Below are 15491 nucleotides of genomic sequence, written 5' to 3'. Positions count from 1 at the left end.
TTGGTTCTCTTCTCCAGTACGGCTTAATATGCTCGGTTTTTTGTTAGAGGTTGTGTCGGGATTCATTATTTATACCACCCAACCCAAAAAGCCGAGCTTGAATTTATGTGATGGTGAGATTGCTGTTCTTAAGTAAAGCTGATGTTATTTAGGCTTTACGGTCTCGATTTGACGGACATTGGGCTTCATTTTGGGGCTCATGTCTTAATCTTTCTCTACAATTGCGACAGATTCAATCCCCAACGCATCCGCAACATCAGGGAATAATTTTGTTAAATCATCCATTTAATTTGCTGTTCTCCTCTGGCTATTTCTTCATCATAGCAAACATACGACACTTAACCCATCTTGTAGCTAGCATTCCCGAATAGTGCTTCGTGATAAGGAAGATGAATAAAGTATAAGGGGCTTTGTTACCAGACTGTGACGTATGTCATAACGCTTAAGCCAAACGACTACAAAACCCATATTGATTGCTGTACTCTTATCATTCAAGGCATTTATTAGATAATTCAAAGAGCTATGATGGCCGCAACTTCCCTTTCGAATGATATTCTCCGTACCTGGCAACGTATAGAATTCTTCCAACCTTATGCACTTGAAAAAAAAGATAAAAGTTTACTAATTCCGCTTAAAACACTCTATCAACTAGGAGATAAGGCACTCCCCTGGCTTTCATCAGAACTCCGTCAACAACATGATATTCCCGATCAAAAAGTCTTATACAGCTTGTACGTCGGTTTGTTTGATAAAGCTATCGCTAACGCGATCAGCCAAGCGGTGTTTGGTCCAGATGAAGGGTATTATGCAGAAGAATTTGAGCAACGGCTGGATAAAGAAGGAACAACCTGCTTTGCCAAAATTCCACTAGGCGCGGAAGGAAACCCTGCTCTGGATAAATTTTCAGTGAGTTCTCTTCCCTGGGCTTTAGGGCACCTGCGTGATGAACGTTTTGAGCAGCTTAATACGAAGGTATTTTCAGCCAGTTGCGAGCATCTTAAAAATACCCTCGGCAACTTTAGCGTCTCTCTGAAGCCAATACGAGAAAATGGCCCCGGTATTTTAAAAGCAAATGATATTTTAACACTGTTGACGACACATCTGGTGAATTGGGCAGATTTTGAACCCCAATGGCAATATGCTTTACAAATAGACTGGATGGAGGGAAAAGGCGACGATACAGAAGCATCACAAGAAAATAGCGATGAAATTGAAGAAGAAGTCAGCGCTAATGATAAAACCTTTGCACTTCCTATTTTAAATAGTTTTTTCTTTGAGGACATTGAATACGCTATTACGGCCCTAAAACGAGGAGATAGATGCAAAGCTCTCAGAGCATATCTTTCTCATCATAGTGTCCCCAGGAATCCAGACCTTTATTCACAAGACGGGCTTGCCTCCATCATCAGTAAACTCCATCCAGCGAAGATGCCTCATGGACGCTGGCCTTCCGATCCCAAACATGCCATGTCGCTAATGCAGCAATTTGCTATTAATACGGCGATAGAAGAGCTCGCTGACGGTGGGCTGCTTTCCGTCAACGGCCCTCCGGGAACTGGAAAAACGACGCTTCTGCGCGATCTAATAGCACATAACATTGTTGAACGAGCGAAGATACTTACGCGTTATCAAAAAGTTGATGACACGCTGGACAATTCCGGTTTTATTGTGAATGCGCTCACTGGTTTCGAAATGGTCATTGCGTCATCCAACAACGCCGCAGCAGAAAACATATCAAAAGAATTGCCGCAAAAGAAATCATTGTCTGAAGAATTCCAATCGCTTGACTATTTAGCACCAACCGCAAACCAGATAGCTGCCGAGAACCGCCCAAAGCGCGAACATAAAAAAAATAAAAATAGTCAGGGAAAAGTTAGAACCTATCACCTCTATCGTCCATTGAAGGAAGAGAAACAATGCTGGGGGATCATTTCCGCTGCTTTGGGCAACAAACCAAACCGGACTAAATTTTCTGATCGCTTATTTTTTGATGAACATTTTTTACGTGACACCCCAACTGAAGCCTCTCGTCCCGCTGAAGAGAACTTTCTCAGTCTTTGGCGCTGGAGGCATTATCACAACCCCATCTCTTTCGCCACCGCTAAAAAACGTTTCCTCGTATGCCTGGAAAAGACAAAAAAACTTCAACAGCAACTAGAAATGTTTGTGCATCTGATAGAAAAACAGCATAACGATTCATTCGACACGTTATCACTGAAGTTGAAGCAAACAGAAGGACTGTACGAAACACAGCTTAACAGGCTGGAACAGGTGAAAACAGAACAGGATGTATTAGGAAAACAGCTCCAACATGCGGAACAGCAACAAAAAATTATCGAAAGTGATGCACCAGGATGGCTAATGCGTCTGATGAATCGCAAGCGAGTGCATGTGTATAAAGAAACGTTGCAGTGTGCACAACACGAAGTATTAAGACTGATGAGATTGCAAGCCGAACAAGCCCAGCGTGTTGCGGAACAACGCAAGTTAATTAATGACATAGCTGAAAAAAAGCGAACCTTACAACAGGATATCGAAAAAATTATCCAACAACGGGAGAATGACCATCGTTCTCTACAAACTTTGAAGCAGCAGTTTTCCGATATCACATTGCCAGATATCAACCAACCTATCACTGATGCAACATTACAACGAACGGCCCTTTGGCAGAACGCACAGATAAATCGTCAACGTTCCGCATTATTTATCACAGCGATGGAACTTCATCAGGCTTGGCTTTATGAAGCACTAGGAGTATCTCGTTTTAGAGACTTCATATTTAATCTCACGGCTTTTTTAGCACAACCTCATTCCAAAATCACGCCTATACGCTGGTGGCAAACGCTGTTTATGTTTGTGCCCGTATTATCCACAACTTTCGCATCTATGGGACGCATGTTCCACGGAGTGGGAAGCGAAGAACTTGGCTGGTTAATGATCGATGAAGCCGGCCAGGCACCTCCACAACAAGCTGTCGGGGGACTCTGGCGTGCAAAACGGGTACTGGTTGTTGGAGACCCTTTGCAGATTGAACCGGTATTTACGACCCCTCCGCCGTTGGTTGAACGTCTTTGCCTAGATGCTCTGAATGAAAAGGCTAAAGACTGGAATCCGGGATTACTTTCAGTGCAGCAGGTTGCTGATCGCGTCAATCATTGGGGATGTGAATTAGAAGTCATGAACAACCTGATCTGGCTAGGTATTCCATTGTGGGTACACCGTCGTTGTATTGAACCAATGTTCAGTTTGGCTAATAAGATGGCCTACAATGGCCGCATGATTCATGGGCTTGATGCTGACAAGATTCGCTGCCAACCTGTGAACAACATTCTGGAAAACCATTGGCTGGCATCGGTTGGAGGGACAGGTGAAAAACAATATCGTGACAGCCACGGTAAAGATTTGCTCAAGTTATTGGACCAACTGCTTGTTGCAAATGTTTCTCTTCATTCGATTTATGTTATTACACCGTTCAAAGCAGTTAAGTCAGCATTGTGTGAATTATTAGGAAAGCGTGATCTGGCTACCTGGCGGCAATCTATGCCATTGATGACACGAAAAGAACTCAACGTATGGCAAAAAAATTGTATTGGTACAGTGCATACTTTTCAGGGCAAAGAAAACGATATTGTCATTTTTGTCCTAGGCTGCGACGAAAATAATGATGGCGGCGCAAAATGGGCTGCCAGCAAGCCTAATTTGTTAAACGTTGCGCTCACCCGAGCAAAAAAACACATTTTCATAATTGGCGATCCAGCGGTATGGCATGGTTTGCCTTGGTTTCGTGATGTAGCCAAGGAGTTGCCAGTGGGGACATATCATCATTTACAATAACCCCAAGGTGGAATTATCAAAAAACGAGTAACGAAATGAGTAAACAGTCCTTATGCCGTTAGGTAATACTGCCTCATAGATTGCATTATTCGTAACATGAACCTGAAGGTGATTAGGGTTATCTAAGCCAATGAATGGCGAGCTAATTGTATAAACAAGGAGTGATAATGAATCGAGCTCAGGCCCAACAACTACTACAAACTGCGCTAGCCAATCCAAATGCTGAGTTTCGCGATGGTCAGTGGGAGGCTATTGATGCTTTGGTTAACCAACGGCAGAAACTGTTGGTAGTACAGCGTACTGGCTGGGGTAAAAGCTCAGTTTACTTTATCAGCACCAAAATTTTCCGTGATCGCGGCATGGGGCCGACGATTATTGTTTCTCCTTTGCTGGCCCTGATGCGTAACCAGATTGAGTCCGCCCAGCGCCTGCACATCGTAGCCGAGACTATGAATTCCACCAATACAGCGGACTGGCAGACGGTGACACAAAGGATTATAAATAATCAAATAGATTGCCTGCTGATTTCTCCTGAGCGGCTCGCCAACGATAACTTCATTGAAACCGTGCTTCATCCTATTGCTGACCGTATTGCTCTGATGGTGATCGACGAAGCCCACTGCATTTCCGACTGGGGCCATGACTTCCGCCCAGACTATCGGCGTATAGTAAATATTTTGCGCCAGTTGCCACCTAATACACCGGTATTAGGCACAACGGCCACTGCCAATAACCGCGTGGTGGCTGATATCCAAACACAACTGGGTAATATCCAGATCCAGCGTGGTCCACTGATCCGTGAAAGCCTCTCGCTACAAGCGATGGTTCTACCTGATCAATCCTCTCGCCTAGCTTGGTTGGCGCAAGTGATTCCCACCTTGCATGGTACTGGCATTGTGTACACCTTAACAGTGCGTGATGCCGAACAGGTAGCAAATTGGTTGAACGTCAATGGCATAAATGCCAGAGCCTACCATAGCAGTATTGCGGCTGATGGTTTTGAAAACAGTAACGATTACCGACAATATCTTGAAGAGTTATTGCTAACCAATCAACTTAAGGTGCTGGTGGCAACTACTGCATTGGGTATGGGGTACGACAAGCCGGATTTAAGCTTTGTGATTCACTATCAAGCACCAGGTTCTATCGTGGCTTACTACCAGCAGGTCGGCCGCGCAGGGCGTGGTATCGACAACGCTATTGGTGTGTTGATATCTGGTATAGAAGATCAAGATATTCATGAGTTTTTCAGGAATTCGGCATTCCCATCAGAAACTCAGGTAAACGAAATTTTGCAAGTACTAGCTAATAGTGATGGTTTATCGCTTCGTAGCATTGAAGAGCAAACCAATCTACGCTATGGCCAGATTGAAAAGGTATTAAAACTGCTAAGTACAGAGAACACCGCTCCTGTGATTAAAGTCGGAAACTTATGGCGCAGAATACCCGTGCCTTATGCGATGGATCGCACCCGTATCGCTCACCTCACCAACCAGCGTAAGCAAGAGTGGGCTGAAGTACAGGCTTATCTGTCAGATACCGGATGTAAGATGACTTTCTTGCGCCGTGTACTGGATGATCACGACCCTACACCTTGTGGCAAATGCTCGTCATGCATCGGCCAGCCTATTGTTAATCAGACTATTGATCCAGTGTTAGTTCATCAGGCAGGCACTTTTCTTAAACATGCCGAAATGCTCATCCAACCAAGAAAACAGGTAGCAACTTCTAATCGAGCCTTTCCTACATATTGTTTTCCACGGCAGTTAGGTTGCTTAGTTGCTCAGCCAGGTAGGGTTCTCTCTCGATGGGGAGATGCTGGTTGGGGGAAAATTGTTATTGAAAATAAACATTCGGGTTATTTTTCTGATGAACTAGTTGATGCTATGGCTGAAATGATCTCACAGCGTTGGCAGCCTCATCCTAGTCCAACTTGGGTATGTTGTGTTCCTTCCTTAAGACATCCGCATTTAGTCCCTGCATTTGCACGTCGGCTAGCACAAAGGTTGAACCTGACATTTGTTGATGCGGTAGCAAAAGTTCAAGATAACCAGCCCCAAAAGGAACAGCAAAATAGTTTTCATCAATGCCACAACCTTGACGGTGTTTTTGAGATAATACAAATTGTACAAAATCAACCAGTACTCCTTATCGACGACATCGTTGACTCTGGTTGGACTCTTACCGTTATTGCAGCTTTGTTACAGCAAGCGGGTAGTGGTATTGTGTATCCCGCAGCACTTGCCTCTTCTTCGGTGAAAGACTCATGAATTTATCGCCAACAGCACAAGCCACATTATTGCTCACTAGTTATTTTTCCAAGGCGAGCAGTGATGATATCAAACCCCTCACTAATGCTGAATGGGGTAGGTTTGCGTTATGGCTGAAAGAAAAATCCACAACACCAGCAGATTTGTTGGTATCTGAGCCTAAATCAATATTAAGCAACTGGCAGGATTCTCGCATCAGCACAGAACGAATTATACAGTTACTGAATCGTGGTCACAGCCTGGCATTGGCCGTTGAAAAATGGTATCGAGCAGGTCTTTGGGTAGTTACCCGCTCTGACCCTGAATATCCCAAGCGCTTAAAACAGCAATTGAAAACCGACTCACCGCCTGTGCTATTTGGTTGCGGTAATAAAGCCTTACTGAATGTTGGTGGTTTAGCGGTTATTGGCTCACGTGAGGCCAACAATGCGGACTTGTCTTATACCGAGCTGGTCGGTTCAAGAGCGGCATCAGAGGGCATTGCGATTGTATCCGGTGGTGCCCGCGGTGTGGATGAGACGGCTATGGTGGGAGCAATGCTTGGTGGTGGCAACGTTATTGGGGTACTGGCAGATAGCCTACTGAAAGCCGCTACCAGCGCAAAATGGCGCAAAGGTTTGATGAATGGCAGCGTAATGCTGATTTCGCCCTTTTACCCCGAGGCTGGCTTCAGCACTGGAAACGCTATGGCCCGAAACAAATATATCTATTGCTTGGCAGACAGCTCGCTGGTAATTCACTCGGGGAAAAAAGGCGGCACACTAAGCGGGGCAGAAGAAAACCTGAAAAAGTGCTGGGTGCCATTATGGGTAAAACCAACGAATGACAGTAGCGCGGCAAATACTGATTTAGTTGCGAAGGGGGGGCATTGGTGTGAGGCAGATGTTCACAACCTTAAGGTTTCTGATTTGTTCTCCGTAGAAAACTCTACTGCTTCGCAGAAAGAAGCTGAACAGGTTGATCTATTTTTCATGCCAGCACAGTCAGAATTATTTGCGAAACCTGCATCGGAATTTGATCTAGAGGTAGCAGAAAATCGAACAATTGCTACTCATTCAATCGAACAAGATGAAATCCAGGGTTCAATCGATCACGAAGCAGAAGCAGAAGCAGAAGCAGAAGCAGAAGCAGAAGCAGAAGCAGAAGCAGAAGCAGAAGCAGAAGCAGAAGCAGAAAAAACTGTAATGCAGGCTGTGGATTTTTATCAATTGTTTATTACTGAGCTCCATCGATTGACAGTAAGCCCTATTACACTTGATACCCTTATCGAGAACACTGGTCTGCATAAATCTCAATTGAAGGAATGGTTAAAACGAGCTATTGATGAGGGACAAGTGAAAAAACTCGGTCGTCCTGTTCGTTATCAAATAGAAAAGAAAAATCAAAAAGTTGTTTAAATGATTGTTGTTGTGACTATGACAAAAAAACCAATGTTCAAGAGGTAACGACGGTTTACTTGCTGAATAGATTACAGTTGGATGGAATCTGTTATGAGCATGTATGAGCGGTTGGGTAAGGAATATGATTCACACCAAGCTTAAGGGTAGCTTCAGAAATGCCTTACCTGATAACTTCACTATATGTCAAATAGCTAAAATTGCGATCCTCTGGTTATTCACCAGCACAAACCGAGCTTTGACTTAGTGCTTTATAGCTAGCGGAGAAAGAGGCGTTGCGCCTGGCACTGTATTAGTGTGCAGCTAAATTGCTGTGCACCTTTGCCAATATCAAATAATACTTGGGGTTATTAAGGGGCTAATAATTCAGCCCCAGTCTGACATTTTCTTGTTTTTCTACTTCTTTTTTTACTGAGATTGATGCCATTACGGATCATTATCTTAATACTATCGCGTTGCTCCCTAGCTTTCCCTACCTGCAAACCGATATTTCAGATACCACCATTTCGAACAACTGGGTTTGATGAGAAGATACAAACCTTATACATCAGTAAGTTTGTATTCTTTTTCACGGGACTTTGCCTCACAAGCTTCCATGTCTGTTAAAAGCATAATTAACCCGAATTCTGGATAAGAAATTGACGAGAAGCCTGTTCCAGGAGCAAAGTTTTGGTGCAGACTCAAAACCAGCTCCGAGGGGGAACAAGCTATGGACAACTTAGTTGAAATTTTCTGTGATGTCGATGATTTTTGCCGTTTTTTCATCCCTCAATGGGAACAATTTTGTCTCGATAGCGGGCATCGTTTACGTCGCCGACAAGGTCACATGTCTCCCAGTGAAATCATGGCCATTTTGATCCTTTTTCATCGGTCGCATTACCGGGATTTTAAACATTTTTATTGAGAACATATTTGGAAATATCACCATAACGATTTTCCCACCTTACTCAGCTATCCCCGTTTTGTCAGTGTGGCCCCTTCCGTTTTGGTGCCACTATGCAGCTATCTGACGCAATTAAAAGGAAAACCCACAGGCATTGCTTTTATTAATTCCACCCGTTTGAGTGTCTGCCATAACATTCGCATTCCTCGGCATAAGGTCTTTGCCGGGATAGCCAGGCGCGGAAAAAATTCAATGGGGTGGTTTTACGGTTTCAAATTACACCTGGTTGTCAATCATCAGGGGGAAATTTTGGCGCTTAAAGTCACTGCCGGTAATGTAGATGATCGGGAGCCTGTTCGCGAATTAACAACAGAATTAACGGGTTCTCTGTACGGCGATAAAGGTTATCTCAGTCAGGAATTGGCTGACGACTTAGCCAAAGCGGGGCTCACTTTCATCACCCAAAAGCGCCGAAATATGAAAGCTCACCTGCAAGCTGAGTGGGATAAGATAATGTTATCAAAGCGTTTTATCATTGAAACGATTAATGGGCAATTAAAAACTATTTCTCAAATAGAGCATTCCCGCCACCGAAGTATAAAAGGTTTTATGTTGTGCGTTTTAGGTGGATTGATTGCTTACTGCCTTAAATTGAAGAAACTATCACTGAAAGTTTTCTACTCAGAAGAAGATTTTTCAATGATGGCTTAAGCAGAATTCGGGTTAATTATATATGGCAGTAAACTCCTTATTTTTTATTGTTGATTTGATATAACTAATGTTGATCTTATTTAAAATAAGAATCATAAATTTATTCTATCAGTGTTGTTTGCAGGAAAGGCAACTACCTGATAAAGGGAAAAGTTTACAATAGCTAACGACCCTTTTAGGATTATCCCATTAACGGCTACCAATTAAGGTGCCGCTAATGTTGCCTAAAGAAATTATCTATATTTTCACATATGTTTCTAATAATGATCTAAAAAGTAAATCTGTCATATCCTTTTCGTGTTTAGTGTCTATCACCACTAATCCTGTTCGAGATATTTTTACTTTCCCAGGATAATTAGGACTTATCATAAAAAGGTGAACTTTATCTACTCTTGATGTACTTTTGTCTGAAAATGTCTTTTCATAATATGAACGTAAGTCTTTACTGCTTGAGACCTGCATTTTAGCTAATGCGCATTCATTAATCTTTATTTGAGATAATTCGATTTGAGTTAACTCTAGAGGCGTTAACTTTGATATTGATTCAACCCAAACCATAGGTTCAATATTAATCTCATCCAAACTCACCCCTAAACCTAAAATTTTCACTAAATTTAGTGCAAATGGTTTTAAAGTTCTTGGTGGATTAATTATAGCAATCACAGGAAGAGTATTTTCATTAATATAGAATTCTACAATTCTGTATTCAACTCGTTCAAAAGTTGTTGCCTCTCCATACAATGATGGAATAACTTCTTCGAATGTTAATTTTTCAACAAATCTACCAACCAATTCATTATGTCGAACCTTATTAAAAATAAAACCTTTTCCTTTTTCATCAGTATAAGAAGATGATTTCAATTTATCAACCATGTCTGTAATTGATAAGGAAACATTAAGCAACATCCACTTTATTTTTTTCATTTTCGCTTCCTCCAGACATAATATTTTTTATTGAATTGTATGCTTTTTCAGCAGAATTTTCAATTAATTTTCCAATCTGTTTCTTTTCTATTTCATTAACACTTCTGGTTGTTACATTAAATTTACCTTTGTTAAAATTGTTTATACCTTTTATATTATAAGCAAAGTCCATACATGATTCTGAATTTTTAAAAAATGCCTCCAATATAATTTTATCTCCATTACCAGACGAGGGAATGCTAGCCCATGAAACCTTACTTATATAGTAACCTTTGTTGTGAAGATCAGAAAAAATTGAAGATGAGTTAACCGACTCTCCTTTTAAAACAGCTTTTCTAACATATCCTGCATCAATTTTTTCATCATCATCGTCCTCATCATTATTAGCAATTTTATTTATAAATCTATTAACTTCTTGGATTCACATCTTCAACTTCGTAACCTTCAAGCCCATGCATTAAATCATGAAAAAACTGGCTACGTAAGTTAGGGCTTGTCACTACTTCTAAACTTATTTCAAATCGAGGAATTTCTACATTCTTAATTCCTGCCAGTTGTGTCTCTATTAATTTTACTAATTCTTTTGATTTTGAATTTTGTGGCATTCTTATATCTATTTTTTCTTCACTTATAGAGAATTCAAGCTTTACACTTTTTTTATCAATTTGTCTGAGTGCTGTACGTGATAAATCGATATCATCATAATGTAATTCAACAGAGAGTCCACCATCTTTCTTTGTAGTTACTTTAAATACTTCTGATTTAGTCTTTGGATAAAGATCTTTCATTTTATTTATAGCATCCTTTATTTCCTGCTGATTCGTTGAGGTGGTAAGAGATACTTTAGTAACGCTTTCTTTAGGATCGTATGTTTGTACTTTCTTTTTTATTTCCTGCAAATCAATAAATCCATGAGGTAATTTACATACTTCTTCAATTAATTCCTCTTTATCAAGATGTTCAGAAACGATAATTCCTTTTCTCAAAAGAATATCTTGTAACATAGCGGTAGTAATACGTTTATGGTGCAATGCATCATAAATATTTTTTTCAGTAGCAAAGTATAGATTGTTATTACCTTTCATTATCTAATTCCCATTCCAATTTCTTCTAGATTAAAATTAACAATAGTTTTTTCACTAATTTCCATTGTAATTTTATCAAAAAAACGCTTTTGTTCACCAAGCAACCAGCAAGAACTATATTTCTTTTTTGCATTAATAAAATTCTGTGGTGATTCGTAGTGAGGATGCGTATGAATTAATCTGATTTTTATATTTTTATTTTCAGTTAATATCTGGAAGTTGGACAGCATATCAAAGAAATAAACGAACTCATCAACACTGCTACCTTCTTGATTATAATATATAACATACCCCTCATCACTATGTTCATCGCCATAATTAAATTCTTCATGTTTTATAATGAGATATGGCGATGTGAGAGCCTCAATTGTAGCAGGTGTTGATTTGGTTAGTGGATGCTTTAATCGAGTTAATGACATATCAGGATAGTAGAAATAGTATTTATCTGAGTAAGGTAGGTTTCCCTCGCCAGTTAGATATTTAATATCAAACGCAATATTAATTATGTCATATATTTTAAAAGGATCCAGTAAATATATTTTTTGCCCATTTGGTAACATTAATTTGGACATATCTATTTGCTTCATTATTACATTATAAAAATCAGAATCGTAAAGTTGATCATGATTGTAAAGAAAAAGCAATCCTCTTACATCAAAGCCTAATGAATCGTCTTCAAGATATTTTTTACGCCATTCTTCGTTAGAATTAGCACATTCAACAGCTAGTGAGAGAGAGCTTAAAGCTGACTCAACAGTACCTTTTTTGATTGAGTTTTTACCATAACTTTTTAAGTCCGTGTTTAGATATACAACTTCTTCTTCATAGGGATTCGTATAGTAAAATACTACATCGCTTGGATGTGTATCTTTTCCGTGCGCTTCGGTTTCACAAGGCCAATTCATGTCTTCTCGTAGTGCCCTTTTCCATTTGAAGACTGTAAATATTTTTTGTGTTATTAGGTTAGCTACCCGTTGGATTGCTGCTGTTTCACCACCAGCCATAAAATGCTCCTTAATTTGCTCAACCGATTATTATTAAATACAAAAATGTACGATATGCTCATATCCAAAGTAAACTTACACTTACTTTTATGCATATGTCTACTCTTGCATTTTTTTCATAAATTGAATGATATATAAAGCAACTCGGTTCAAGATGCTGCCCTATCCTGATGAGAATTCATAAACATTATGCTCCTTGTTCGCATCCAAATAATCCGCCCACCACTGCACCATCAGCCGCCGTTCATCCAAATGTTTGGATGTGTGAATATACGCCGCCCGGACATTGTTTCTTTCGATATGGCTTAACTGGCGCTCGATAGCGTCATCACTCCACAGGCCAGATTCACCCATTGCACCGCGTGCCATCGTGCGGAATCCGTGCCCGCAACCTTCTGTTTTGGTGTCATAGCCCATCGCTCGCAACGCATTATTAACGGTGTTTTCACTCATCACTTTTTTTGGATCGTGGTCACCGGGGAACATTACCTCACACTCTCCGCTCAGGCTGTGTAAGGTTTCGATAAGCGAAACCGCCTGACGGCTCAACGGTACAATATGTTCAGTTTTCATTTTCACACCACGTTGAGAATGCTTAACACCATCAATGGGTTTTCGTGTCGCTGGTATATGCCAAACAGCCCTTTCAAGATCGATTTCTTCCCAACGGGCGAATCTCATTTCACTGGAACGAACAAACGTTAATAAAGTCAGTTCTACCGCGATTTTAGTAAGCAAGCGCCTACGGTAGCAGGAAAGACGAGCCAAAAATTCAGGTAGGCGTTCATGAGGCAATGCAGGGTGATGTTTGGGTTTTACTATGGTGAGAGTGCCCGCCATATCATTGGCAGGACTATATTCAAGAATATCATTTTGGACGGCATAACGCATGATGGCAGCTACACGTTGTTGTAATCTCTGTGCTATATCGTGTTTACCATCAATATCAACGGATTGGATCGGTGCTAACAGTTGGCTGGTTCGCAAAGTGCGAATATCGAGAGTACCAATATAGGGGAAAATGTACTGTTCGAAACCTCGCATAATTCGGTCTCGATGGTCTTCGCTCCACCGCTTATTGCTGGCGTGCCATTCACAGGCGATCCGTTCAAAGGTATATGCACCCTTTGATTCGGCTTGTGCATCTTTTTTCTCTGCTTTGGGATCAATACCTTGAGCAAGCAATTTTTTGGCTTCGTCCCGTTTAGCGCGTGCATCAGCTAATGAGACAATAGGGTAAACACCAAAGGCCAGCCGATCTTCTTTTCTATCGGTGGGGCGGTGGTACTTCATGCGCCAGTATTTAGAACCGCGCGGCGTGATTTCGAGATATAAGCCAGCGCCATCCGCTAATTTATAGGATTTCTCTTTGGGTTTCTCAGCCTCGATTTGTCGGGCATTTAGTTTCATTTTTGGGGCATATTTAAAATCGAAGTGTAGGTGCCCCGGATTATTCCCCTTGCTACATATTGATTGCAACAGACTATAACAAACGCCGAAATAACGAAGCTTGTTGATTTATTGGGATTTTTAGGTAATTTTTAGACTTAGGTAGACGTTAGTAAACTAACGAATGGTGCCGAAGGCCGGACTCGAACCGGCACACCCGAAGGCGGTTGATTTTGAATCAACTGCGTCTACCGATTTCGCCACTTCGGCACTGAAGTAGTATGCGGAAAACGAGGGCCATTATACCTGTCAGCGATCTGTTAGCAACTGTTATCCTTCTAACTTCGGTTTAAGTGTTGAAAAAAAGATCAAACCCATCTCTCAACACAAATGTACGTTCAATTACTGAACATCAAAACCCTAAAAAGTACACCTAGCAATGTCTTTTCCACCTGAAATAACGCCTTCTCTACAATACCAGAGCAAAAACGACTCTCCCCGGAGCAATAATTTTACAATCATAGTAGCCGAACCACCTGACGCTGATAGACAACCTATAATCACCTTATATAATCTCAGCATGATAATTCGCGATGAGGTAAATGGTTATGACGATTATTAGCTGGATTGGTGCCGGAATCTTTTTAGGCATTGTCATTGGTGCGTTGATGGCATTGTTTAAAAAGAATAAATAGCCGCTTTTGCTATCTTTATCCTGTTTGTGAATTCACTGGAAATCTGCCTGATTGGTTAATTCAAAATGAATAAACAGTTTTTTAAGATCTTCTCCATTTCTACCATGATGTTGGCTCTTACAGCCTGCTCTTCTTCAAATAAAATATATTCGGCAAAGTTTCTGCAACCGAAGAAACAACCATTGAAATGGGAGGTGTTCGAAGGAAATGCGAGAACTAAAAAGCTGGCTTCACAGTTGGTTGATCAGTATGCACAGGATATTTTCAACGGCAGCAATGCGCAAGGCATGGCGATGGTGGTGATTGATAATAATCAGACGGTTTACCGCAGTTTCGGTGAAACTCGTCCGGGAAACGGCATCCGTCCCAAGCCTGATTCAATCATCCGTATTGCCTCGCTAACTAAGTTGATGACCAGTGAGGTTATGATCAAACTAGAAGAGGATGAGGTTCTGCGCTCCACCGATCCATTGCAGGATTATAGCTATTATGGCGCGAAAGTGCCCCAATACAGCCCTCTTCAACCTATCCGATTATTCCACCTGGCAAGCCATACCAGTGGCTTACCTCGTGAGCAACCGGGAGGTAAATGGGGACGCCCTGTTTTTGTCTGGCCTACACAAGCCAATCGCTGGACTTGGTTAAACACAGCCCAATTAGACTGCGCACCAGGCACAACAGCATCTTATTCCAATCTGGCTTACGATTTATTGGCAGATGCGCTCTCTAAGGCTACGGGTAAGCCATATACCCGTTTGTTACACGATAAGATCACCGGCCCTTATTACATGAAAGACACTACACTGACGCCAAACCGTTCTCAGTGTGCTCGTTTGATGGAAAGTTATAAGCCGAGTCCGTGTCTTAATACAATTGCTGCGGCAGGCAGTGGTGGAATCTATTCAACGCCAAAAGATATGCAGCGTTGGATGCAGCAATTTTTATCATCAGACAGTCAGTTACGTAAACAAACTGCAAGTCGCGAACAAGGTATTTATTTTAAGCGTTCCGCTCTGGCTTCAATTAAAGGGATGGATGTTGCCGGTCAGGCAGATGGCGTTGGCCTTGGGTGGGTTTATATGAACGCCCGTGGCGATGTGCCGGGTACTTATCAGAAAACCGGCGGCGGCGGGGGGTTCAATACGTATCTGGCAATGATCCCCGAACAAAATATCGGGGTGTTTGTAGTGATCACTCGTAAACAACACAGCCAGTTCAGTAGCGTAACAACCGGGGTTAATCAACTGGTAACTGCATTGTCGAGGAATCACCATCAAGCTTGATTCTTTTACGTTCTAA

Annotated in this window: 9 protein-coding genes, 1 tRNA gene and 2 pseudogenes; 6 read left to right on the top strand and 6 right to left on the bottom strand. The window is 41.5% G+C overall.

The features are described from left to right. Positions 1 to 25: 25 nt before the first annotated feature. The 5 genes and pseudogenes from EAE91_RS24890 to EAE91_RS03260 form a co-directional block, all read left to right on the top strand. Positions 26 to 136, top strand: a pseudogene (locus EAE91_RS24890) (IS982 family transposase); the annotation flags it as partial. Between the two features lie 389 nt (positions 137 to 525). After that, on the top strand, positions 526 to 3834 hold the full coding sequence (locus EAE91_RS03275) for a DEAD/DEAH box helicase (protein ID WP_214087229.1): 3309 nt from the start codon (positions 526 to 528) through the stop codon (positions 3832 to 3834). A gap of 167 nt (positions 3835 to 4001) precedes the next feature. Beyond that, positions 4002 to 6104, top strand: coding sequence for a RecQ family ATP-dependent DNA helicase (locus EAE91_RS03270; RefSeq protein WP_214087228.1), 2103 nt, complete (start codon positions 4002 to 4004; stop codon positions 6102 to 6104). Continuing rightward, positions 6101 to 7501: a DNA-processing protein DprA gene (locus tag EAE91_RS03265; protein ID WP_214087227.1), complete on the top strand. Its 1401-nt coding sequence runs from the start codon at positions 6101 to 6103 to the stop codon at positions 7499 to 7501. The genes EAE91_RS03270 and EAE91_RS03265 overlap by 4 nt, the downstream gene beginning before the upstream one ends. Positions 7502 to 8210: 709 nt before the next feature. Next, positions 8211 to 9095, top strand: a pseudogene (locus EAE91_RS03260) (IS982 family transposase). 237 nt (positions 9096 to 9332) lie between these two features. Here EAE91_RS03260 and EAE91_RS03255 read toward each other — a convergent pair. From EAE91_RS03255 to EAE91_RS03235, 6 genes are all read right to left on the bottom strand, one after another. After that, entirely contained in the window at positions 9333 to 10019 is a 687-nt protein-coding gene (locus tag EAE91_RS03255; RefSeq protein ID WP_214087226.1) for a hypothetical protein, read from the bottom strand. Beyond that, positions 9991 to 10224 carry a hypothetical protein gene (locus EAE91_RS24020; protein WP_244868635.1) on the bottom strand — a complete coding sequence of 78 codons (234 nt, stop codon included), beginning with the start codon at positions 10222 to 10224 and terminating at the stop codon, positions 9991 to 9993. Before EAE91_RS24020 ends, EAE91_RS03255 begins: the two co-directional genes overlap by 29 nt. 202 nt (positions 10225 to 10426) lie before the next feature. Further along, positions 10427 to 11104 carry a hypothetical protein gene (locus tag EAE91_RS24015; protein ID WP_244868634.1) on the bottom strand — a complete coding sequence of 226 codons (678 nt, stop codon included), beginning with the start codon at positions 11102 to 11104 and terminating at the stop codon, positions 10427 to 10429. Continuing rightward, entirely contained in the window at positions 11104 to 12108 is a 1005-nt protein-coding gene (locus EAE91_RS03245) for a PD-(D/E)XK nuclease domain-containing protein (RefSeq protein ID WP_214087225.1), read from the bottom strand. The genes EAE91_RS24015 and EAE91_RS03245 overlap by 1 nt, the downstream gene beginning before the upstream one ends. Before the next feature lie 162 nt (positions 12109 to 12270). Then, positions 12271 to 13518 (bottom strand): tyrosine-type recombinase/integrase, encoded by a 1248-nt coding sequence (locus EAE91_RS03240; RefSeq protein ID WP_214087224.1) that lies wholly within the window; start codon positions 13516 to 13518, stop codon positions 12271 to 12273. Positions 13519 to 13682: 164 nt separating this feature from the next. Beyond that, a tRNA-Leu gene (locus EAE91_RS03235) sits at positions 13683 to 13767 on the bottom strand. A 490-nt stretch (positions 13768 to 14257) separates the two neighbouring features. On the opposite strand from EAE91_RS03235, the gene ampH reads away from it, so the two are divergent. Then, positions 14258 to 15475, top strand: a complete 1218-nt coding sequence (gene ampH / locus EAE91_RS03230) for a D-alanyl-D-alanine-carboxypeptidase/endopeptidase AmpH (RefSeq protein WP_214087223.1) — start codon at positions 14258 to 14260, stop codon at positions 15473 to 15475. Positions 15476 to 15491: the final 16 nt, after the last annotated feature.

The sequence above is a fragment of the Photorhabdus noenieputensis genome, assembly GCF_018448935.1.
Classification (GTDB): domain Bacteria; phylum Pseudomonadota; class Gammaproteobacteria; order Enterobacterales; family Enterobacteriaceae; genus Photorhabdus; species Photorhabdus noenieputensis.
Note: the sequence above shows the minus strand (reverse complement) of the source record. Positions and strands in the feature narration are given on the sequence as shown.

What these genes read in the sequence shown, in the direction of transcription:
- EAE91_RS03275 (WP_214087229.1), top strand. Translation starts at nt 526, where the DNA reads ATGGCCGCAACTTCCCTTTCGAATGATATTCTCCGTACCTGGCAACGT.
- EAE91_RS03270 (WP_214087228.1), top strand. Translation starts at nt 4,002, where the DNA reads ATGAATCGAGCTCAGGCCCAACAACTACTACAAACTGCGCTAGCCAAT.
- EAE91_RS03265 (WP_214087227.1), top strand. Translation starts at nt 6,101, where the DNA reads ATGAATTTATCGCCAACAGCACAAGCCACATTATTGCTCACTAGTTAT.
- EAE91_RS03255 (WP_214087226.1), bottom strand. Translation starts at nt 10,019, where the DNA reads ATGAAAAAAATAAAGTGGATGTTGCTTAATGTTTCCTTATCAATTACA.
- EAE91_RS24015 (WP_244868634.1), bottom strand. Translation starts at nt 11,104, where the DNA reads ATGAAAGGTAATAACAATCTATACTTTGCTACTGAAAAAAATATTTAT.
- EAE91_RS03245 (WP_214087225.1), bottom strand. Translation starts at nt 12,108, where the DNA reads ATGGCTGGTGGTGAAACAGCAGCAATCCAACGGGTAGCTAACCTAATA.
- EAE91_RS03240 (WP_214087224.1), bottom strand. Translation starts at nt 13,518, where the DNA reads ATGAAACTAAATGCCCGACAAATCGAGGCTGAGAAACCCAAAGAGAAA.
- ampH (WP_214087223.1), top strand. Translation starts at nt 14,258, where the DNA reads ATGAATAAACAGTTTTTTAAGATCTTCTCCATTTCTACCATGATGTTG.